Below are 21,019 nucleotides of genomic sequence, written 5' to 3'. Positions count from 1 at the left end.
GGGGCCGGTCCCGGACCGGCCCCCCACCGGCTGCTCAGCCGGTTCCTCAGCCGCGGACGGCCGCCGCCTCGCGCAGCAGGCCCGCCACGATGCCGACGCCGTCGCGGGTCAGCACCGACTCGGGGTGGAACTGGAGGCCGGCGAAGCCGGGCCCGCGCAGCGCGTGGACGTCCCCGGTGGCGGCGTCCCGGGCGACCTCGACGCCCTGCGCGGCGAGCCGGGCCGCGTCGGCGTCCGAGCAGCGCGCGGTGAACGTGTTGTAGAAGCCGACGGTGTGCTTGGTGCCGAACAGGTCGACGCTCTCCTGCGCCCCCTGGTACGGGACGTCCTTGCGGCCCAGCGCCAGCCCGAGCTCGCCGCAGAGCAGCTGGTGGCTGAGACAGACCGCGAGCAGCGGCGCGGTGCGGGCCCCGGACCGGACCGCGGCCAGGGCGTCCGCGACGACCGGCCGCAGCAGGGCCATCTTGGGGTCGTCGGCGAGCGCCGGGTCGCCGGGCCCGGGGCCCAGCACCAGCGGCCCGCGGTGCGCCGCCAGCAGGGCGGGCAGCCCGGGCGCGTCGTAGCGGACGACGCTGACCTGGTGGCCGATCGAGGTGAGCAGGTGGGCGAGCATCGAGGTGAAGGTGTCCTCGCCGTCGACCACCAGGGTCGGCGCGGGCTCGGTGACCACGGTCGGCGTCTGCATCCGCAGCCAGAACGGGGCGAGGTCGGCCCGCCGGGCGTCCAGGGCGGCCTGGACACGGTGGTCGTCGGCCAGCCGGGGGCCGGTGGGGCCGGGCAGCCGGGCGGGCGCGGGCCGGGCGCCGATCGCGGTGAGCACCCCGGCGGCCTTGGCGTGGGTCTCGGCGACCTCGGACTCGGGGACGGAGTGGCGGACGAGCGTGGCGCCGACCCGGACGACCAGGCGGCCGGTGGCCGGGTCGATGTCGGCGGTGCGGATGCAGATCGGCGAGTCCAGCAGCTGCCCGCCGCTGGCGGAGCGGCCGATCAGGGCGAGCGCGCCGGAGTAGTAGCCGCGCCCGCCGGGCTCGTACCGCTTGATGACCCGGGTGGCGTTCTGCACCGGGCTGCCGGTGACGGTGGCGGCGAACATCGTCTCGCGGAGCACCTCGCGGACGTCCAGCGAGGTGCGTCCGCGCAGCTCGTACTCGGTGTGGGCGAGGTGGGACATCTCCTTGAGCCGGGGCCCGAGCACCTGGCCGCCGAGGTCGCCGACCGTGCACATCATCTTGAGCTCCTCGTCGACGACCATCGTCAGTTCCTCCAGCTCCTTGGGGTCGTGGAGGAACCGGAGCAGCGAGTCGATGTCCGAGCCGCCGGCCGGATAGCGGTAGGTGCCGGAGATCGGGTTCATCACGACGGTGCCGCCGCTCTGCCGGACGTGCACCTCGGGGGAGGCGCCGACCAGGACGCGTTCGCCGGTGTGCACCAGGAAGGTCCAGTAGGCGCCGCGCTCCTGCTCCAGCAGCCGCCGGAACAGGGTGAGCGCGAGTGCGGGCGAGAAGTTCTCCAGGGTGGCGCCGAAGTCGCGCCGGATCACGAAGTTGGCGCCCTCACCGTTGCCGATCTCCTCCTCGATCACCCGGCGGACGATCGCGGCGTACGCCTCGTCGTCGATGTCGAACGAGCCGCCGGTGAGCGAGACCGGCGACTGCGGCAGGGCGGCGGTGAGTTCGGCCAGCGGCAGGGTGTGCTGTTCGGTCACCGAGAGGGCCTGCAGCGGGGTCCCGTCGTCGTGCGCCTCGAAGCCGCGCTCGCGGATCTGCCGGTACGGGACGAGCGCGAGCAGGTCGTGCACCGGGCCGTCGGCCGGGACGCCGGTGCGGACCGGCAGGTCGGCGAGGTTGCGGTAGCTGTCGACGGTGCCCACCAGCACCTCGACGGTGTCCGGGGCGAGCCGGGGGGTGCGGCGGTGCAGCAGGGCGAACGCGGGCGCGTCGGGAGCGGTGAGGCGGGCGAGCAGGTCGGCGGTGGCGGTCACGGAGCGGCTTCCTTCCGGGGGACTGGTGAGGTGCGGTGCTGGGATCCGCTCCCGGAGGGCCGTCTGCGCATACGCCGACGGCCGCCCCGAGGGGCGGCCGTCGTGTTCGTCTAGGAACGCGCGATCGGTGGGCCACCCTTGGGGGAGGCCCACCACCAGGAGTGGGTGTGGGGCGCGTGCATGGTTCGAGCGTAGCGGATCGTGCGGGGAGGGTGAGCCCGGTCACGTGTTTGTCCGAGTTATGTCTCACCCCTCGGGCAATGGTCACGAATCGCTCGGGTCACCCCGTAGCCTTGGTGGTGTGACCGTGACGACTGAGACATCGAGGACTGGCCACTCCTGGCAGTCCCTGCCCGCGGCGCAGCAGCCTGAATGGCCGGACCAAGAGGCTCTGCGCAAGACCCTTGCCGAGCTCGCCTCGTATCCGCCGCTCGTGTTCGCCGGCGAGTGCGACCAGCTGCGCGCCCGGCTCGGAGCCGTGGCGCGCGGGGAGGCCTTCCTGCTGCAGGGCGGTGACTGTGCCGAGGCCTTCGACGGCGTTTCGGCGGAGCACATCCGCAACAAGCTGAAGACCCTGCTGCAGATGGCCGCCGTGCTGACGTACGCGGCCTCGGTGCCGGTCGTGAAGGTGGGCCGGATCGCCGGCCAGTACTCCAAGCCGCGCTCCAAGTCGACCGAGACCCGCGACGGCGTGACGCTGCCGGTCTACCGCGGTGACTCGGTGAACGGCTTCGACTTCACCCCCGAGTCCCGCATCCCGGACCCGGAGCGTCTCAAGCGGATGTACAACGCGTCCGCCGCGACGCTGAACCTGGTGCGCGCGTTCACCACCGGTGGTTACGCGGACCTGCGCCAGGTGCACGCCTGGAACCAGGACTTCGTGCGCAACTCGCCGGCCGGCCAGCGCTACGAGCAGCTCGCCCGGGAGATCGACAACGCCCTGGCGTTCATGAACGCCTGCGGTGTGGCGCCGGAGGAGTTCAAGACCGTCGAGTTCTTCTCCTCGCACGAGGCGCTGATCCTCGACTACGAGACCGCGCTGACCCGCGTGGACTCGCGCACCGGCGAGCTGTACGACGTCTCCGGCCACATGGTGTGGATCGGTGAGCGCACCCGCCAGCTGGACCACGCGCACATCGAGTTCGCCTCGAAGGTCCGCAACCCGATCGGCGTCAAGCTCGGCCCGACCACCTCGGTCGACGAGGCACTGACCCTGATCGAGAAGCTGGACCCGGAGCGCGAGCCGGGCCGCCTCACCTTCATCACCCGGATGGGCGCGGGCAAGGTCCGCGACCACCTGCCCACCCTGGTGGAGAAGGTCACCGCGTCCGGCGCCCAGCCGGTGTGGATCTGCGACCCGATGCACGGCAACACCTTCGAGGCCTCCAGCGGCCACAAGACCCGCAGCTTCGACGACGTGCTCGACGAGGTCAAGGGCTTCTTCGAGGTGCACCGCGCGCTGGGCACCCACCCGGGCGGCATCCACGTGGAGCTGACCGGCGACGACGTGACCGAGTGCGTCGGCGGTGGCGACGAGGTGCTGGTCGACGACCTGCACCAGCGCTACGAGACGGCCTGCGACCCGCGGCTCAACCGCAGCCAGTCGCTGGACCTGGCGTTCCTGGTGGCGGAGATGTACCGCGGCCAGTGAGCTGACACGGGTGAGCCGCCGCCGGCGGGTCACCGGTGAACGAATGTGACGAAAGCCCCTCCGGATTCGGGGTCCCCGAGCCCGGAGGGGCTTTTTCGTACCCGGATCGCCGGGTAAGGTGAGGCTTAGTGAAGTAAGGCAAGCCTTAGTCAAGATCGTTCCGCCGGTCGGCGCCGCACCACCCTGGAGAGTCCGCGATGTACGTGTGCATGTGCCATGCGGTCACCGAGGACCAGGTGAAGAAGGCGATCGACGCCGGTGCCGAGACCCCGCGCCAGATCGCCCGGGGCTGCAAGGCCGGCACCGACTGCGGGTCCTGCGTCCGACGGATCCAGGCCCTGCTCGGCGAGCACGGCGCCCGGCCCTGCCCGACCGCCCGCCTCGCCGCGAAGCTCGGCCTGGCCGACCCGCAGGCCCAGGCCGCGCCCGCGCCGGTGGCCGCCGCGGCTCCCGCCGCCCCGGCCCTGGTCGCCCCGCTGCGCGCGGCCTGAGGACTCGGCCTGAGGGCTCGGCCTTGAGGGCTCAGGACTCCGGCTGCTCGATCACCTGGGCGAGGTAGAGCGCCTCGCCGAGCTTCTCCAGGAGCTCCAGCTGGGTGTCGAGGTAGTCGATGTGGTGCTCCTCGTCGGCCAGGATGTCCTCGAAGATGTTCGCCGAGGTGACGTCGTTCTTGGCGCGCATCACGACGATCCCGCGCTTCAGCCGGTCGATCGCCTCGACCTCGATCTGGCGGTCCGCCTCGAACATCTCCTTGACCGTCTGGCCGATCCGGACGTGGAACAGCCGCTGGTAGTTCGGCAGCCCGTCCAGGAAGAGGATCCGGTCGGTGAGGGTCTCGGCGTGCTTCATCTCGTCGAAGGACTCGTGCCGGGTGTACTTGGCGAGCTTCGTCCAGCCGAAGTTCTCCTGCATCTTGGCGTGCAGGAAGTACTGGTTGATCGCGGTGAGCTCCGCGGTGAGCTGCTCGTTGAGGAACTCGATGACCTCTGGGTCGCCCTGCATGGCTGGTGCCTCCCTGCGCTACGGCCTGTTGTGACTCCTGCGCTGCGCATCCTGGCATCGAAATGGGAGAAAGTTCCAGTAAGTTCACACTCACTAGGACATGTTTCGGAATATCCGATTTGAGCTGATACGGGCTCGACCACCGGTTCTTGGGGATGGGGCGCGTGGCCGCGCCAAGGGGCGCGCACGGCGCGTCGACCGCCGTCTGTCACCATGGAGTCATGGGTCAGTCCGAACAAGAACCGCTTCCGCCGTCTGACCCGAGGCTCCCCCCGGGGCAGCGCGTGCAGCGCGGCTGGCCCGCCCTGCACTATGGGCCCGTACCCCGCTTCAAGCCGCTGACCTGGGACCTCCAGGTGTTCGGCGCGACCGCCTCGGCGGAGAAGCGCAGCTGGGGCTTCGAGGCCTTCCACGCCCTGCCGCGCACCACCGTCGTCGCCGACCTGCACTGCGTCACCAAGTTCACGCTGCTCGGCAACGAGTGGTCGGGCGTGCCGGCCGCCGCCCTCCTCGACCTGGAGCCCCCCGCGCCCGGCGTCACCCACGTGATGGTCTGGGCCGAGTACGGCTACAGCGCCAACCTGCGGCTGGCCGACTTCGCCGACCCGCGGACGATCTTCGCCACCCACCGCAACGGCGAGCCGCTGACCGCCGAGCACGGCTTCCCCGTCCGGCTGATCGTCCCCGGGCTGTACGCCTGGAAGGGCCCCAAGTGGGTCCGCGCGGTGGAGTACATGCGGGCCGACCGCCGGGGCTTCTGGGAGGAGCGCGGCTACCACAACCTCGCCGACCCGTGGCGCGAGCAGCGCTACTCCCACCAGGAGGAGCCGGGCGACGGCCCGCTGCGCTGAGGGCGGACCGGCGTTCGGAGGAATCCCCTCAGAAGCGAGGGATCCCCTTAGAAGAAGGGGAAGTTGACCGTCACCGTGGTGTGCTGCGGGCGCCGCTCGCCGGCCGCCGGGGACTGGCCGGACACCTTGCCGGTGCCGAACAGGTTGACCCCGCTGGTCTGCATCGTGAAGCCGGCCGCCTGGAGCGCCTTCGCCGCGTCGTCCTTGCTCATCCCGGTGACGTCCGGGACGGGCACCATGCCCTTGCTGACCACCAGCGAGACCGCGGTGTTCTCCTGGAGCAGCTGCCCGGCCGCGGGCGAACTGCTGATCACCACGCCCTCCGGCACGGTGTCGTCGTACGTCCCGGTCACGCCGCCCCTGGTCAGCTGGGCCGCGGTCAGCGCGTCGGCGGCCTGGTCGGCGGTCTTCCCGGTCAGGTCCGGCACCGCGATCCGCTTGGGGCCCCTGGAGACGGTCACCGTCACGGTGTCGCTCTTGCGGGTCCGCGCACCCACCCCGGGGTCGGTGGCGATCACCTGCCCGGCCGGGACGCTCTCGCTGAACACCTCGACGAAGCGGCCGTGCATGCCGTCCTTGTCCAGGATCCGCTGGGCCTCGGCCCGGTCCTTGCCGAGCACGCCGGGCACCGGCCCGTACAGCCCCTCGGACAGCCCGTACGTCGCGCCGCCGACCGCCAGCACCAGGGCGGTCAGCGCGGCCGCCCAGATCAGCGACTTGCGGGGGAGGCGGCGCAGCAGGCCGGGCCGGCGCCCGCGCACCGGGGTCGGCTCGTCGTACGGGCGCGGCTCGACCAGCAGCTGGTCCAGCAGCTCCGCCGGCACGTCCAGCACGCTGGTGGGCTCCGGCGCCGCGGCGTCGACGGGCCCCGTCGGCGGCTGGATCACCGAGGTCGGCTCGCTGGTCGGGTAGCGCGGGCTGGGCCGGGTGGAGGCCGGCGGCTCGGCGTCCAGCTCGGCGGGGGTGAGCGTGCGGCGGAGCCGCTGGAGGGCGGCGAGCAGTTCGACCGCGTCGTACGGGCGGGCCTCGGCCGTCCGGGCGCAGGCGCCGGCCACTATGGCGTCCAGCCCGGGGCCGACGGCCGGGGCGATCAGCGAGGGGGCGGGGACGTCCTCGTGCAGGTGCTTGTACATGACCTGGACGGGGTTGTCGCCGGTGTGCGGGCGGCGGCCGGTGAGCATCTCGTAGAGCAGGATGCCGGCCGCGTAGACGTCGACCCGCTGGTCGGTGGGGGCGTCCGGGAGGATCTGCTCGGGGGCCAGGTAGGAGACGGTGCCGAGGACCGTGCCGCCGGTCGCGGTGCTGGTCGAGGTGGGCGCGCCGTCGGCGGTGCCGAGGACCCGGACCAGGCCGAAGTCGGCGACCTTGACCAGCCCGTCCTCGGTGATCAGCACGTTCTCGGGCTTGACGTCCCGGTGCACCAGCCCGGCCCGGTGGGCGGCGCCGAGGGCGGCCAGCACCGGCTCCAGCACGTCCAGCGCGGCCCGTACGGACAGTGCGCCGCGGTCGCGCAGCAGGTCCCGCAGGGTGCGGCCGGGCACGTACTCCATGGCGAGGAAGACGTTCGCGCCGTCCGCGCCCTGGTCGAAGACGTTCACCACGTTCGGGTGGGAGAGCCGGGCGACGGCCTTGGCCTCGCGGATGAACCGGGCGGTGAAGCCGTCGTCCCCGGCCAGCGCGGGGTGCATCACCTTGAGGGCGACGACCCGGTCGAGCCGGGTGTCGGTGCCCTTGTAGACGGTGGACATCCCGCCGGTCGCGATGCGCTGCTCGACCCGGTACCGGCCGTCGAGCAGGGTACCGATCAAGGGGTCGTGCAGTGCCATGTCCACCCGGAGAGTCTAGGGCGTGCCTTCAAACCCCCGTCGTCCGCCCGGAGGGCGGGCGTGGCGGCGTTGGGGTGCGTGCATCGCAAGGCGGAGGAGGGAGTCCATGCGGTGGGGGCACCTCCCGGCCGAAGGCTGGGGGCCATCGGCGACCGACGACAACGCGGCGAGGTGCGTGCCCCGGCGTCGGCGCGCAGGCGGGGGTTTGAAGGCACGCCCTCGGGCTCCGGCGGCAGCGGGGCCCGGAGGACATCGCCTCCGGGCCCGGCTGTGCCCGGTTTGTGACACGGCACACGCGGGCGGGTGCCGGGCGTCCCGGTGTCAGAACGCCGGGTGCTCGCGGGTGTCCAGCTCCGCCCGGCCGGCCATCGCCGAGGAGGCCTCGGCGTGGAACCGGCGCGGGATGCGGCCGGCCCGGTGGGCGAACCGGCCCGCCTCGGCGGCGTGCCGCATCGCCTCGGCCATCAGCACCGGGTCCTGCGCCCTGGTCACCGCGGAGGCGAGCATCACCGCCGCGCAGCCCAGCTCCATCGCCAGCGCGACGTCCGAGGCGGTGCCAGCGCCCGCGTCCAGGATCACCGGGACGCCCGCGCCCTCCACGATCAGCTGGAAGTTGTGCGGGTTGCGGATGCCCAGGCCGGAGCCGATCGGCGAGCCCAGCGGCATGATCGCCGCGCAGCCGACGTCCTCCAGCTTGCGCGCCAGCACCGGGTCGTCGTTGGTGTACGGCAGCACCGTGAAGCCGTCGTCGACCAGGGTCTCGGCGGCGTCCAGCAGCTCGATCGGGTCCGGCAGGAGGGTCCGCTCGTCGGCGATCACCTCCAGCTTCACCCAGTCGGTGCCGAGCGCCTCGCGGGCCAGCCGGGCGGTCAGCACGGCCTCCCCGGCGGTGAAGCAGCCCGCCGTGTTGGGCAGTACCCGGATGCCGTTGCGGGTCAGCACGTCCAGGACGGAGCCCTGGGTGCCGGCGTCGACCCGGCGCATCGCCACGGTGGTCAGCTCGGTGCCGGAGGCCAGTAGCGCCCGTTCCAGGATCTCCAGGCTGGGTGCGCCGCCGGTGCCCATGATCAGCCGGGAGCCGAAGGACGCCCCGGCGATGGTCAGCAGGTCGTCGGCCATGTCAGCCTCCCTGGACGGCGGTGAGGATCTCGATCCGGTCGCCCGTCGACAGTTCCGTGGCCGGCCACGAACTGCGCGGCACCACGGCCTCGTTGAGGGCGGCGGCGACGCCGCTGTGGGCGGTGCTGAGGGTGGCCACGACCTCTGCGAGGGTGGTCGTGGTGGACACCCGGCGGGGCTCGCCGTTGACGGTCAGCGCGATCTCGGCCGGTGCGGTCCGGGCCGGCGTGGTCTGGGCCGGCGTGGTCTGGGGTGGTGCGATCTCGGTCATGCGGAGGCCTTCGTGGTGGAGCGGTCGGGGGAGAACCGGGTGGGTGTGAACGGCTGTGCGAGCTCGGGGAGTTCGCCGGTCGCCAGGTACTCGGCGAGCAGGTCGGCGGTCACCGGGGTGAGCAGCACGCCGTTGCGGTAGTGGCCGGTGGCGGCGACCAGCCCGGGCAGCGCGGTCGGGCCCAGCAGCGGGGCGTTGTCCGGCGAGCCGGGCCGCAGCCCGGCCGAGGTCTCCAGCAGCGGGAGTTCGGTGATGCCCGGCACCAACTCGTGGGCGTCGCGCAGCAGTTCGTACACCCCGCCGGCGGTGACGGTGGTGTCGTAGCCCTGCTCCTCGGTGGTCGCGCCGATCACCAGCTCGCCGTTCTCCCGGGGCACCAGGTACAGGTGCTGTCCGCGCACCACCGCGCGGACGTTGCGGGACAGGAACGGCCGGTACGCCTCGGGGATCCGCAGCCGCAGGATCTGCCCCTTCACCGGGCGGACGGCCGGCAGCACGCCCTCCGGCAGTCCGGGCAGCCGGTGGCTGTGCGGGCCGGCCGCGAGCACCACCTGGTCGGCCCTCCGGGTCTCGCCTGTGCCGAGCCGGGCGCCGACCGCGCGGCCGCCCTCGACCAGCAGCCCGACGGCCTCGGCACGGTGGACCACGACCCCGGCGAGCTCGCAGGCGGCCACCAGGGCGGTCAGCAGCCGGCGGGGATCCACCTGGTGGTCGTCCGCGACGTGCAGGCCGCCGCGCACGCCGGGGGCGAGCATCGGCTCCAGCCTGCGGGCCTCCCGGCCGGTCAGCCAGGCCGAGTCCAGGCCGAGCCGCTGGTGGAAGGCGTGCAGCTCGCGCAGTTCCTCGCGGTCGTCGGAGTCCAGCGCGACGGCGATCGTGCCGCACCGGCGGTACCCGGTGTCCAGGCCGCCGCTCGCCTCGGTGAGCTCGGCGGCGAAGTCCCCGTACCGCTGGTTGGAGGCCATGCCGAGGCGCAGCAGCGGCTCCTCCCCGTACTGCAGCTCGGTGACCGGGGCGAGCATCCCGGCCGCGACCCCGGCCGCCCCGCCGCCGGGGGAGGGGTCGACCACGACGATGTTCCGCAACCCGCGCTGCGCGGCGCGCCAGGCGACGGCGAGGCCGATGATGCCCCCGCCGATCACCAGCACGTCGGCGTGGGTTTCCTCGGGCAAGCGTGACAAGGCTGCTCTTCTCCCTTCGCCGGAATGACCCGGATCAGGTTCGGACGGTCGCGGGCCGTGCCAGCCCGCCTCTCAGCCCGGTACGCCGGGCTCCCGTGATGGTGCCCCCACCATAACGCCGGGGGCGGGCCCGGCCGAAGGCCCGTACGCGGGGTGGACGGGCCGGTGGCCCCGGCAGGGCGCTGAGTACAGTGACGGGCGTGGCAGAGCTGAACGCAACGGATCGGGTGGTCGTCGTCGGGGCCGGGCTGGCCGGGGCGCAGTGCGCCCTGAAGCTGCGGCAGGGCGGCTGGCGGGGGCGGATCACGCTGGTCGGGGAGGAGCCGCACGCGCCGTACGACCGGCCGCCGCTCTCCAAGGACGTGCTGCTCGGCAAGGCCGACGCCACCACCCTGGACATCGACTACCCGCACCTGGGCATCGAGCTGCTCACCGGCCGCCGCGCCACCGGCCTCACCCCCGGCGTGCTGCACACCGACGCCGGCGACCTCCCGTACGACGCCCTGGTGATCGCCACCGGCGCCACCCCGCGCGCCCTGCCCGGCGCCGAGCGCGCGCACCTGCTGCACACCCTGGACGACGCGCTGGCGCTGCGCGCCCTGCTGCGGCCCGGCCTGCGGCTGGTGCTGGTCGGCGCGGGCTGGATCGGCGCCGAGGTGTCCACCGCCGCCCGCGCGGCCGGCTGCGAGGTGACGGTGGTCGAGGCGGGCCCGGCGCCCGTCCCCGGCGCGCTGCCGGCCGAGGTCGGTTCGGCGATGGCCGCCTGGTACGCCGAGGCCGGTGTCGACCTGCGCTGCGGGGTCGGCGTGGCCGCCGTCGAGGAGGGCGCGGTGCTGCTCGCGGACGGCTCGCACCTGCCCGCCGACGAGGTCGTGGTAGGCGTCGGCGCCCGGCCCGCGACGGGCTGGCTGGCCGGTTCCGGCGTCGAGCTGGACGGCACCGGCGCCGTCCTGGTGGACGGGCGGCTGCGCACCGGCCTGCCCGGCGTCTTCGCGGCCGGGGACTGCGTCAGCTACCCGTCCGCCCGCTCCGGCGCCCGGCTGGCCGTCCAGCACTGGGACCACGCGTTGCAGTCCGGCGAGGCCGCGGCGGCCGCCGTCCTCGGCGCGGACGCGCCGCCGTACGACCCGGTGCCGTACTTCTGGTCGGAGCAGTTCGGCCGGATGGTCCAGTACGCCGGGCGGCACGCCGAGGGCGACGAACTGCTGTGGCGCGGCGGCTCGCAGGACGCCTCCTGGACGGTGCTCTGGCTGCGCGACGGGGTGCCGAGCGCGCTGCTGGCCGTCGACCGGCCGCGCGACCTGACCCAGGGCCGCAGGCTGATCGAGCGCGGCACCGCGCTGGACCGGGCCCGCGCGGCGGACCCCTCGGTGCCGCTGAAGTCGGCGGTCGCGGGGTAGCGGCTGGTGCGCGGGGGGCTGTGGAGGTGGCAGTCTGGTGGCGTGAGTGAGATTGAAAGCAAGATTGAAGCCCTGGTTTCCGAGTGGATGTACCTGCCCGACATCTCGGAGCAGTGGGGGGTGCGCGTCACCGAGGTGCGCGACCTGGTCCGCACCGGCGGGCTGATCGCCGTCCGGCGGGGCCCCAACAAGTCGCTGCAGGTCCCTGCGGCGTTCATCGACGGCCAGGGGCTGGTCAAGCACCTGTCCGGCACCCTGACCGTGCTGCGCGACTGCGGTTACAACGACGTGGAGATCCTGGAGTGGCTCTTCACCGAGGACCCGTCGCTGCCCGGCAGCCCGATCCAGGCGTTGCAGGAGAACCGCGGCACCGAGGTCAAGCGGCGCGCCCAGGCGATGCTGATCTGATGGCGGCGGACACGCCGCGCCGGCGGCTGGCCGACGCCCGGCTGTACCTGTGCACCGACGCCCGCCGGGAGCAGGGCGACCTCGCCCAGTTCCTGGACGCGGCGCTGGCGGGCGGGGTGGACATCGTCCAGCTCCGGGACAAGGGCCTGGAGGCCAAGCAGGAACTGGAGGCCCTGGAGGTCTTCGCGGACGCCTGCCGCCGCCACGGCAAGCTGCTGGCCGTCAACGACCGCGCCGACGTCGCGCACGCGGCCCGGCCGGACGTGCTGCACCTCGGACAGGACGACCTGCCGGTGCCGGCCGCCCGGGCGATCCTCGGCGACGAGGTGCTGATCGGCCGGTCCTGCCACGCCGAGTCCGAGGTGGACGCGGCGGTCGCCGAGCCCGGCGTGGACTACTTCTGCACCGGCCCGGTCTGGCCGACCCCGACCAAGCCGGGCCGCCCGGCGCCGGGCCTCGGCCTGGTCTCGTACGCGGCGAAGCAGAGCACCGACCGGCCGTGGTTCGCCATCGGCGGCATCGACCTCGGCAACCTCGACGAGGTGCTGGCCGCCGGCGCCCGCCGGGTCGTCGTGGTCCGCGCCATCACGGCCGCGGACGACCCGCAGGCCGCCGCCGCCGAGCTCGCCCGGCGGGTGCGCTCGGCCTGACGGCCCCGGGGGCCGTCACCGTTCTCCGTACCTGCGGATCCTCTTGCGTGCGGATCTCAGTACTTGCGGACGGTGGCGGCCTCGGCCAGGGCCAGCAGCACCGTGCGGGCCTGCTCGTCGGCCAGCGGCGCCGCCTCCAGCGCGGCCAGGGACTGCCGCATCAGCTCGTCGATCCGGCGCTCCACCCGCTCGGGCGCGCCGCTGCGGGCCACCAGGTCGCGCAGCCCGGCGACCTCCTCGGGCACCAGGTCCGGCGCGCCGAGCCGCTCGTCCAGGTGCCGGGCGTCGGCGGCCGGCAGGCCCCGCATCGCGTGCGCCACCAGCAGGGTGCGCTTGCCCTCGCGCAGGTCGTCCCCGGCCGGCTTGCCGGTGACCGCCGGATCGCCGAAGACGCCGAGCAGGTCGTCCCGCAGCTGGAAGGCCTCGCCCAGCGGCAGCCCGAACGCCCCCAGCGCCGCCACCAGCTCCGGGCCGGCCCCGGCCAGCAGCGCGCCGACCTGGAGGGGGCGCTCGATCGTGTACTTCGCCGACTTGTAGTGCAGCACCGTCTGCGCCCGGTCGAGCGCGCCCTCGTCGGCGGAGTCGCCGGCCACCGGCTCCAGGACGTCCAGGTACTGGCCGACCATGACCTCGGTGCGCATCAGGTCGAACACCGGCTTGGCGGCCAGCACGGCGGCCGGCTCCAGGCCCGAGCGCAGGAACAGCTCGTCGCACCAGATCAGCAGCAGGTCGCCGAGCAGCACCGCCGCCGAGGCGCCGTACTGCTCGCGGTCGCCGCGCCAGCCGTTCGCCCGGTGCAGCGCCTCGAAGCGGCGGTGGATCGAGGGCAGGCCGCGGCGGGTGTCGCTGCGGTCCATCAGGTCGTCGTGCACCAGGGCGCTCGCCTGGAGCAGTTCCAGCGCGGCCGCCGCGTTCGCGATACCCTCGCCGCCGGCCGGGCCGCCGGCGCCGCGCCAGCCCCAGTAGCAGAAGGCCGGGCGCAGCCGCTTGCCGCCGTCCAGCAGGAAGTCGCGCAGGGCATCTGCGGCGGGCACGAGCTGCGGGGAGATCTTGTCCAACAGGGCGGACTGGCCGTCCATGAACGCGGCGAGGGCGGCGTTGACGCGCGCGCGGACGTCCTCCACGTCTATGGGGTTGGCCGGCCGGTTGCTGGACGAGGTCACGATGAGGCTCCGCTGGTTCGCTGGGGTGCAGCAAGCGTAGCGGGGCGACTGGGAACGGATGTGCGAGCCGGCGTGCGGGCCGGCGGGCGCGGGCTTCGAGCGCCGGTCGGAATTCGTCGGACCACGGACGGAGTATCGTCCACCGCTTGTCTCAATCCGTGGTACCGAGTTGTCCGGCCCCTTCGAACGCCCGATAACCTGCCAGCATGGCACTCGGCATCGCTTCCACCAGACCGGACCGCGCACTGACGGTCCGCGAACTCCTGGCAGCCGGAAAGCGGTCCTTCTCCTTCGAGTTCATGCCCCCGCGCACCGAGGTCGGCGAGCAGAGACTCTGGGACGCCATCCGCCGGCTCGAACCGCTGGACCCCAACTTCGTCTGCATGACGTACGGCGCGGGCGGCTCCTCGCGCGAGCGCACCGTCAACATCGTCGGCCGGATCGCCACCGAGACCACGCTGACCCCGGTCGCCCACCTGACCGCCGTCGACCACTCGATCGCCGAGCTGCGCAACATCATCGGCCAGTACGCCGACCAGGGCGTGCGCAACGTCCTCGCCGTCCGGGGGGACCCGCCCGGCGACCCGATGGGCGAATGGGTCAAGCACCCCGACGGCGTCACGTACGCGTACGAGCTGGTCGAGCTGATCAAGGGCATCGGCGACTTCTGCGTCGGCGTCGCCGCCTCGCCGAACATGCACCCGCGCTCCACCGACTGGGACGAGGACATCCGGCACTTCGTCGGCAAGGTCCGGGCGGGCGCCGACTACGCGATCACCCAGATGTTCTTCGAGGTCGACGACTACCTGCGGCTGCGCGACCGGGTCACCGCCGCCGGCTGCGAGACGCCGATCATCCCGGAGATCATGCCGGTCACCAACGCCAAGCAGCTGGAACGCTTCCCCCAGCTGAGCGGCTCCGCCTTCCCCGCCGACCTGGAGGCCCGGCTGCGGGCCGCCGTCGACGACCCGGCGGCGCTGCGCGCGATCGGCATGGAACACGCCACCGCGATGGCCGAACGTCTCCTCGCCGAGGGCGCGCCGGGCCTGCACTTCATCACGCTCAACCACTCCACGGCGACGCTGGAGATCTACCAGAACCTCGGCCTGCACCAGCGCCACGCGTAGGCCCCGTCCGGCGCCCCGTCGGGGCCCTGCCCCGGGCAGACCGGGGCCCGCGAGCCCGGACGTTCACCGGCCCGTCACCGCCCCGACGGTGACGGGCTCGGTCGTGTGCGCCCCGGCCGCGACCGGCGGGAACGCGATGCGGTACCCCGGCCGTTGAACCGGTACAGTCGCCGCACACGCGCGGCGAGCGCGGGCACGCGACTGGAGGTAGCGGGCGGATGGGCATCGGATACCTGCTGCTGTACGTCGCGTTGGCGGTGGTGGCGCTCTGGCTGGTCGCCGAGGTCCTGCTGCAGAACCGGGCCCCGCTGCACTGGCGGGCCCTCGCCCTGGTCGGCTTCCTCGGAGTGGCCGCCGGCATGGTGCTCGGCTCCGTCCCGGTGATCGGCGCCGGCGCCGCCCTCTTCGCGGCCGGCCAGACCTTCGTCACCCTCTCCGTCAAGCGCGGCTACCGGGCCGGCTGGTCGCTGCGCAAGGCCGACGGCTCGCTGCCCGGCCCGCTCGCCAAGGTGCCCCTGCTCGGCGCCCTCACCGGCGGCGCGGCCGCCGTGGCCGCGGTCGAGGCCACCGAGAAGCGGATCGGCGAGGTCAGCGCCGTCGAGGAGGCCCCGGTCGCCGCCCCCGTCCCGGTTGCCGAGGACGTCCCCGAGGTCGAGCAGACCGCCGCCTTCGAGATGCAGGAACTCACCCAGGACGGCGTCTACGCGCCCGCCTACTACGAGCAGCAGCAGGCGCCGCACGACCCCTACGCCGAGGCCTACCAGTCCGGCTACGACAACGCCGCCCAGCCGCAGCCGGCCTACGAGCAGCAGCAGTGGCAGAGCCAGCAGCAGCCCGCCTTCGCCTACGACCAGGGCTACGGGGCCTACCCCCAGCAGCCCGACCCGTACAACGGCTACCCGCAGCAGGACCAGTACCAGTCCTACCCGCAGCAGCAGCCCGGCTGGGAGCAGCACCCCCAGCAGCAGTGGCAGACCCCGCAGCAGCACCCTGAGCAACACCTGGAGCAGCACCCCGGCCAGCAGCCGGGCCAGCACCCCCAGGGCATCCCGCAGCAGCAGTCCTACGACCACACGTACGGCTACCAGCAGCAGAACACCTGGCCCCAGGGCTGAGTTCCGGCGCCAGGGCCGCTAGGCCCTGTCCGGCCGGACCTAAGCCGGGCCGATCAGGTTGGCGGCGATGCAGGCGGACATGCCGGTCCGGGCCAGTCCGCCGCCGGGGTGGGCCGCTCCGCCGATCAGGTAGAGGCCGGGGACGGGCGACTCGTTGGCGGGCTGGAGCCATCCGCCGCCGTCTCCGGCGAGCGCAGGGCGGGGGACCGACCCGCCGAGGGCGCCGGTCTCCCGGCGGGTGTCGTCCGGGGTGCGCACGACCCGCCACAGCACCCGTTCGCGCAGGCCCAGGCCGGCGGCGTCGGCGTGCGCCAGCAGCTGGTCCGCGTAGCGCTCGGCGATCCCGGGCGCCGTCCAGTCGACGTCGCCCTGGGCGGGGACGGTCGCGGTCAGCACCACGCTCTCGTGCGCCTCGTCGGGGCGCAGCGAGGGATCGTCCGGGCGCAGCACCTGGAGGGTGGGGCGTTCGCAGGGCGGGGCCGAGAGGGTCAGGGCGTCCCGCTCGGCCGCCGGGTCGGCGGCGTGCACCACCGTCCGGTGCGGGGTGCCGGCCGGCCGGGCGCCGCGCAGCGCGAGCAGCACGCTGAACCGGCCGGGCACCTCGGACGGCTCCCCGTGGTCGGGTCCGAGCTCCGGCCACCGGGCGAGACCGTCACGGAAGAGCGACCTGGTGTCCATCGAGGAGACCACCAGGTCCGCGTCGACCCGGCCGCCCGGGGTGTCGACGCCGCAGGCCCGGCCGTCCTCGACCAGCACCTCGGTGACCGGGGTGTCGAAGCGGAACTCCACCTTGCGTAGCTCGCAGCGCCGGTGCACCGCGTCCGCCAGGGCCCGCAGGCCGCCCCGGACGTACCAGACGCCGAAGGACTGCTCCATGTACGGCAGCACGGTGGCCCCGGCGGGGGCGGACCAGGGGGGCAGGCCGAAGCGCAGGGCGTGCTCCGCCAGCAGCGCGGTGAGGCCGGGGTGGCCGCCGAGTTCGCGGGCGGCGACGTCGGCGAGGGTCCACGGGCGGGGTCGGCCGAGCCGGGCGAGCAGGCCGCGCCGGGGCGGGACGGGGTAGGGGTCGTTGTGCAGCGGCGACCGGTCGGCCGGGAGCGGCTCCTCCAGGAGCGGGCGGCGGGTGGCCTCCCAGACCGTCCGGCCGTGGTTCATGACCGCGCTCCAGCGGGCGCCCGAGCCGGCGCCGAAGGCGGCGTCCAGGGCCTGGCTGACGCCGCCGCGGGAGGCGTTGGGCAGGCTGACGGCGGTGCCGTCCGGGAACAGGTGCCGGCTCTCCGGGTCCACCGGGGCGAGGTCGACGAGCTGTTCCAGCGGCTCCTTGCCGGTCTTCAGCGCGAGGTCGCGGTAGACGGCCGGGAGGGTCAGCAGGCCGGGGCCGGTGTCGAAGGCGAAGCCGTCGCGCTCGTACCGGCCGACCATGCCCCCGTACGTGCCGCCGGCCTCGCAGACCGTCACCCGGTGTCCGAGGGTGGCCAGCCTGGAGGCCGCCGCGAGCCCGCTCATTCCTGCGCCGATGATGACGATCCGTGCCATGGCACCTGATCCTAGGGCGTGTCTGACAATTCCCGCCGGGCGCGCGACGCCGGGCATCCCGCCTGGACGCACCGGCGAAACGTCCAAGTACGGCCCAGTACGAGGACGCTTCGCCGGCACGCCCAGCCGGGCGCCCAACGCCGCGCGCTGATCCGACGCGAATTGTCAGACACGCCCTGGGCCGTGACCTGGGCCGTGACCTGGGCCGGTCCGGGCCCGGCGGGCGCCGTCCTCAGCGCCGTGGGACGTACGGCCGGTCCGCCTCCTGTTCGCGGGCGGCGGACCGGGCGTCGCGGGCGGCGCGGCGTTCGCGGCGGCGGGCCCGGAAGGCGCGGATCCGGTTGACCGCGAACCAGACCAGCAGCAGGCCGACGGCGAGCAGGACGGCGGAGATCGAGGCGGCCAGCCAGGGGTGGAAGATCGCCAGGGAGACCAGCCCGGCCACCGACACGTCCTCCGCCATGCTGACCGCGATGTTGCTGGCCGGCTCGGGCGAGGTGTTGACCGCCATCCGCAGCGAGGCCTTGACCAGGTGGCTGACCAGCGCCGTGGTGCCGCCCATCGCGCCCGCCGCGACCTCGCCGAGCGAGCCCGGGTCGGTGCTCGCGATCAGCGCGCCGACGGTGGCGCCCGCGATCGGCCGGATCACGGTGTGCACGGAGTCCCAGAGGCTGTCGACGAACGGGATCTTGTCGGCCACCGCCTCCAGCAGGAACAGCACGGCGGCCGCGGCCAGCACGTCGGTGCGCTCCAGCGCGGGCGGCACCGAGTCCGCGCCGCCGAAGCGGCCCAGCAGTCCGAGCAGCAGCACCACCGCGTAGGCGTTGATGCCGCTGGCGAGTCCGCTGGTGAAGATCAGCGGCACGATCGTCATGGCTTCCCCCTCCTCATCGCTTTCCCCCTCCTTCTCGTGGCCGTGGCCGGGCCGCCCGGGCCACGGCCGTACCGTACCGGGACGTGCCGGGTCGGCCCGCCGGTTCCGGCCACGCCAGGGCCCGGGGCCGACGGATCTGAGTACGCGTACTCAGATCCGGGGTTGAGTACGTCAGCGGATGGCCCGCCGACCTGCCGGGACGGGAGAGTGGTGGCACCGGGACGGCGGCGCGTCGGGCGCCCCGCCCCGGACGGCGGATCCGTCCGCCCAGCCGGCAGATGAGGGGTCGGCGGGGCGGCGGCGGAGATCCGCCACTGGAGCCGGTCACGGGCCCTGCACCGCCGACACGGGGCGGCGGAGCGGGCCGGGGGGAGACCGGCCACCGGAAGGGGGAGCTGGCCACCGCCGCCTGTGGGGAACGGCGGAGCGGCGGCGTACGGCGGCGGCACAGGACCTGGGGGGACAGGCCCGTGCCCGCCGCCGCTCACCCGTTCCGGGCCGCGTTGTCAGTGGTCCCGTTCACGATGGAGGGGCACGGACCGCCCGGTCCGCGCGCTGCCTCGGAACGGGGGAGACCATGACCATCAGCCGTCCTGAGCCCGTCACCGCCCGCCTCCACTCCACCGCCCTGCCGTCCTCCCCGGGCGGGCGCCCGGGTGGCGGGGACGTCCACCCCGTGCTGCGCCGGGCCGCCGCGCCGCCGGCCGCCCTCGACCTGCTTGCCGACGCCCACCGCACGCTCGCCCGGGCCCGCCTCCTGGAGGACCCGCTGGAGCGGTACGCCACCGCGCACCTGGCCGCGCTGCGCACGGTGGCGGCCGTGCTCGCGGTGCGCGGGCGGCCGGAGAAGAGCCCGCGCCGGCGCAAGGCCATCCGCAGTGCCTGGGAGGTGCTGCCCGAGATGGCCCCCGAGCTGGCCGAGTGGGCGCTCTACTACGCCGCCGGCGCCCGCCGCCGGGCGGCCGCCGAGGCCGGGATCAGGGGCGCCGCCTCGGCCCGTGACGCCGACGACCTGGTCCGCAACTCCGCCCTGTTCCTGCGCCTGGTGGAGCGCCTGCTCGGCCTGCGCCCGGCCCCGCCGGCCCTGCGGCTTCCGCTGGACGGCGACGACCCGCCGGGGGTGACGGGCCCGGCCACCCGCCCGGTCTAAGGTGGAGGCATCCTGATCGATCTGCATGTGCCGAGGAGCCCCGCCTTGTACCCGACGCGTCCCCGCAGTGCCCTGCGTACCGCCGTGGTGTGGGAGGTGGTGCGGGCCGCCCTGGAGAAGCGGGCGGCCGAGCTGGACCAGCCGGTGCTCGACGTGGTCGACACCGGCGGCGGCACCGGCAACTTCGCCGTGCCGGTGGCCAAGCTCGGCCACCGGGTCACCGTGGTCGACCCCAGCCCGGACGCGCTGTTCGCGCTGGAGCGCCGGGCCGCCGAGGCCGGGGTGACGGAGCTGGTCCGGGCCGTCCAGGGCGACACCCAGACGCTGCCCGAGCTGGTCGCCCCCGGCTCCGTGGACGCGGTGCTCTGCCACGGTGTGCTGGAGGTCGTGGACGACCCGGCGGAGGCGCTCGGCAGCCTGGCCGGCACCCTGCGCCGGGGCGGCCTGGTCAGCCTGCTGGCCGCCAACCGCAACGGCGCCGTGCTGGCCCGGGCGCTGGCCGGCCACTTCACCGAGGCCCGGACGGTGCTGTCCGCGACCGACGGCCGCTGGGGCGAGCAGGACCCGATGCCGCGCCGCTTCACCGGCGAGGAGCTGGGCCGGCTGGCCGAGGGCGCGGGCCTGCGGGTGGAGTCGGTGCACGGCGTCCGGGTCTTCGCCGACCTGGTGCCCGGGGTGCTGGTGGACGCCGAGCCGGGCGCGATGGAGGCGCTGCTGAAGCTGGAGGAGGCCGCCGCCGAGCAGCCCGCGTTCCACGCCGTGGCGACCCAGCTGCACCTGCTGGCCACCCTGGCCTGAGCGGCCGCGGGACCGCCCACCGCCGTACGGTTCGCACGCCGTGCGGCGGCGGTTCGCCTTCCGGACGCCCCCCGGCCTCGTCCGGGTGGTCCCGAACCTGCCCAGGTCCGGACCGATTCCACCCGTTCGGGCACTTGTCCGCGTCTCGTGGCGTTGAGCCGGGTGCGGCCGTGCCCGGTCGAAGTGGCCCGTCCCACGCGGCGCAGACCACTCCGTAACGGGCTCACGGACCGTATGATCTGGGTAAAGCCGGAAAGCATGACAGCCGGATGCGTGGGGCATATGGACGACACGGGCCGGGTCCCCCCGCACAGGCGTCCGACCGTGTGCCCCGAAGGCTGATTGGACTTTGCCTCCCCGACCGGGGTGGCGGACCGGTCGCACCCGCGACCGACGAGTAGGAGGACTCCGTGCCGCTCTCGGAGCACGAGCAGCGACTGCTCGACCAGATGGAGCGAGCGCTGTATGCCGAAGATCCCAAATTCGCGACGGCGCTTGAGGGAACCGGGCTGCGCACCTACACCCGCCGGCGGGTGTACCTGGCCGTTGCCGGCTTCGTGGTGGGCATCGGCCTGCTGATGGGCGGCATGGTCGTCCCCGACCAGATCTGGGTCAGCGTCGTGGGCTTCCTGGTGATGCTCGGGTGCGCGGTGTTCGCCGTGACCGGCTGGCGCCGCGGCCCCGCCGGCCAGGGCTCCGGCCCCCGGCCGGCCGCCGCGCCCCGCCGCAAGGCCGGGATGATGGACCGGGTGGAACAGCGCTGGCAGCGTCGACGGGACGAGCAGACCGGCGGCTTCTGAGCCGCGCACCGCACGCCCGCCGGGGCGCGCACACGCTGGACGAACGCCGGGGCGGGGCGGGGGTGGTCGGGCCCCCCCCGCGGGGGGGGATGCCCGCCGCGGCCCCGGCGGGCGGG

Annotated in this window: 20 protein-coding genes and 1 riboswitch; of the genes, 11 read left to right on the top strand and 9 right to left on the bottom strand. The window is 74.2% G+C overall.

Features of this window, described 5'->3' with window-relative positions; all coding sequences use genetic code 11:
• Window positions 1–46 precede the first annotated feature (46 nt).
• Complete coding sequence (locus ACFWPT_RS14420; protein WP_380375635.1) at window positions 47–1,981, bottom strand: anthranilate synthase family protein; 1,935 nt, start codon at window positions 1,979–1,981, stop codon at window positions 47–49.
• A gap of 241 nt (window positions 1,982–2,222) precedes the next feature.
• On the opposite strand from ACFWPT_RS14420, the gene ACFWPT_RS14415 reads away from it, so the two are divergent.
• Entirely contained in the window at window positions 2,223–3,632 is a 1,410-nt protein-coding gene (locus ACFWPT_RS14415; protein ID WP_380336515.1) for a class II 3-deoxy-7-phosphoheptulonate synthase, read from the top strand.
• Window positions 3,633–3,829: 197 nt separating this feature from the next.
• Entirely contained in the window at window positions 3,830–4,123 is a 294-nt protein-coding gene (locus tag ACFWPT_RS14410) for a bacterioferritin-associated ferredoxin (RefSeq protein ID WP_063347261.1), read from the top strand.
• A 31-nt stretch (window positions 4,124–4,154) separates the two neighbouring features.
• Here the strand turns inward: ACFWPT_RS14410 and bfr are convergent, their stop codons facing one another.
• The gene (gene bfr, locus ACFWPT_RS14405) at window positions 4,155–4,634 is read right to left on the bottom strand and encodes a bacterioferritin (protein WP_063347260.1); all 480 of its coding nucleotides are present in this window, start codon (window positions 4,632–4,634) and stop codon (window positions 4,155–4,157) included.
• Window positions 4,635–4,855: 221 nt separating this feature from the next.
• On the opposite strand from bfr, the gene ACFWPT_RS14400 reads away from it, so the two are divergent.
• The gene (locus ACFWPT_RS14400; RefSeq protein WP_380482002.1) at window positions 4,856–5,485 is read left to right on the top strand and encodes a molybdopterin-dependent oxidoreductase; all 630 of its coding nucleotides are present in this window, start codon (window positions 4,856–4,858) and stop codon (window positions 5,483–5,485) included.
• Between the two features lie 47 nt (window positions 5,486–5,532).
• Here ACFWPT_RS14400 and pknB read toward each other — a convergent pair whose 3' ends face one another.
• The 4 genes from pknB to thiO form a co-directional block, all read right to left on the bottom strand.
• Window positions 5,533–7,311, bottom strand: a complete 1,779-nt coding sequence (gene pknB / locus ACFWPT_RS14395; RefSeq protein WP_380482059.1) for a Stk1 family PASTA domain-containing Ser/Thr kinase — start codon at window positions 7,309–7,311, stop codon at window positions 5,533–5,535.
• Between the two features lie 321 nt (window positions 7,312–7,632).
• The gene (locus ACFWPT_RS14390; protein WP_063347257.1) at window positions 7,633–8,430 is read right to left on the bottom strand and encodes a thiazole synthase; all 798 of its coding nucleotides are present in this window, start codon (window positions 8,428–8,430) and stop codon (window positions 7,633–7,635) included.
• 1 nt (window position 8,431) lies between these two features.
• Window positions 8,432–8,701: a sulfur carrier protein ThiS gene (gene thiS / locus ACFWPT_RS14385; RefSeq protein ID WP_380482000.1), complete on the bottom strand. Its 270-nt coding sequence runs from the start codon at window positions 8,699–8,701 to the stop codon at window positions 8,432–8,434.
• On the bottom strand, window positions 8,698–9,873 hold the full coding sequence (gene thiO / locus ACFWPT_RS14380; protein WP_380481999.1) for a glycine oxidase ThiO: 1,176 nt from the start codon (window positions 9,871–9,873) through the stop codon (window positions 8,698–8,700). Before thiO ends, thiS begins: the two co-directional genes overlap by 4 nt.
• A gap of 3 nt (window positions 9,874–9,876) precedes the next feature.
• Window positions 9,877–9,989: riboswitch (TPP riboswitch) on the bottom strand.
• Window positions 9,990–10,073: 84 nt separating this feature from the next.
• On the opposite strand from thiO, the gene ACFWPT_RS14375 reads away from it, so the two are divergent.
• Genes ACFWPT_RS14375 through thiE form a run of 3 tightly spaced genes read left to right on the top strand, consistent with a single transcriptional unit; the run spans window position 10,074 to window position 12,340 of the window.
• Window positions 10,074–11,282, top strand: coding sequence for an NAD(P)/FAD-dependent oxidoreductase (locus ACFWPT_RS14375; RefSeq protein ID WP_380481998.1), 1,209 nt, complete (start codon window positions 10,074–10,076; stop codon window positions 11,280–11,282).
• A gap of 42 nt (window positions 11,283–11,324) precedes the next feature.
• Entirely contained in the window at window positions 11,325–11,690 is a 366-nt protein-coding gene (locus ACFWPT_RS14370; RefSeq protein ID WP_063347255.1) for an Rv2175c family DNA-binding protein, read from the top strand.
• On the top strand, window positions 11,690–12,340 hold the full coding sequence (gene thiE / locus ACFWPT_RS14365) for a thiamine phosphate synthase (protein ID WP_363378583.1): 651 nt from the start codon (window positions 11,690–11,692) through the stop codon (window positions 12,338–12,340). The genes ACFWPT_RS14370 and thiE overlap by 1 nt, the downstream gene beginning before the upstream one ends.
• Before the next feature lie 56 nt (window positions 12,341–12,396).
• On the opposite strand, the gene ACFWPT_RS14360 is transcribed toward thiE, so the two are convergent.
• Entirely contained in the window at window positions 12,397–13,503 is a 1,107-nt protein-coding gene (locus tag ACFWPT_RS14360) for a polyprenyl synthetase family protein (protein WP_063347253.1), read from the bottom strand.
• A gap of 206 nt (window positions 13,504–13,709) precedes the next feature.
• On the opposite strand from ACFWPT_RS14360, the gene metF reads away from it, so the two are divergent.
• Both metF and ACFWPT_RS14350 read left to right on the top strand, forming a co-directional pair.
• Complete coding sequence (gene metF, locus ACFWPT_RS14355; RefSeq protein WP_063347252.1) at window positions 13,710–14,630, top strand: methylenetetrahydrofolate reductase [NAD(P)H]; 921 nt, start codon at window positions 13,710–13,712, stop codon at window positions 14,628–14,630.
• A gap of 218 nt (window positions 14,631–14,848) precedes the next feature.
• Complete coding sequence (locus tag ACFWPT_RS14350) at window positions 14,849–15,745, top strand: hypothetical protein (RefSeq protein ID WP_380481996.1); 897 nt, start codon at window positions 14,849–14,851, stop codon at window positions 15,743–15,745.
• 39 nt (window positions 15,746–15,784) lie between these two features.
• Here ACFWPT_RS14350 and ACFWPT_RS14345 read toward each other — a convergent pair whose 3' ends face one another.
• Window positions 15,785–17,281, bottom strand: a complete 1,497-nt coding sequence (locus ACFWPT_RS14345) for a phytoene desaturase family protein (RefSeq protein ID WP_380481994.1) — start codon at window positions 17,279–17,281, stop codon at window positions 15,785–15,787.
• A gap of 232 nt (window positions 17,282–17,513) precedes the next feature.
• Window positions 17,514–18,155, bottom strand: coding sequence for a DUF4126 domain-containing protein (locus ACFWPT_RS14340; RefSeq protein WP_380481992.1), 642 nt, complete (start codon window positions 18,153–18,155; stop codon window positions 17,514–17,516).
• Window positions 18,156–18,738: 583 nt separating this feature from the next.
• Between ACFWPT_RS14340 and ACFWPT_RS14335 the strand changes: the two genes are divergently transcribed.
• From ACFWPT_RS14335 to ACFWPT_RS14325, 3 genes are all read left to right on the top strand, one after another.
• Window positions 18,739–19,305, top strand: coding sequence for an SAV_6107 family HEPN domain-containing protein (locus ACFWPT_RS14335; protein ID WP_380336650.1), 567 nt, complete (start codon window positions 18,739–18,741; stop codon window positions 19,303–19,305).
• Window positions 19,306–19,350: 45 nt separating this feature from the next.
• Window positions 19,351–20,103 (top strand): methyltransferase domain-containing protein, encoded by a 753-nt coding sequence (locus tag ACFWPT_RS14330; RefSeq protein WP_063347248.1) that lies wholly within the window; start codon window positions 19,351–19,353, stop codon window positions 20,101–20,103.
• Between the two features lie 410 nt (window positions 20,104–20,513).
• On the top strand, window positions 20,514–20,903 hold the full coding sequence (locus ACFWPT_RS14325) for a DUF3040 domain-containing protein (RefSeq protein WP_063347247.1): 390 nt from the start codon (window positions 20,514–20,516) through the stop codon (window positions 20,901–20,903).
• The last annotated feature ends 116 nt before the right edge of the window (window positions 20,904–21,019 follow it).

The organism is Kitasatospora sp. NPDC058478 (assembly GCF_042720345.1).
GTDB lineage: Bacteria > Actinomycetota > Actinomycetes > Streptomycetales > Streptomycetaceae > Kitasatospora.
This window is presented reverse-complemented; position numbering and strand designations above follow the sequence as displayed.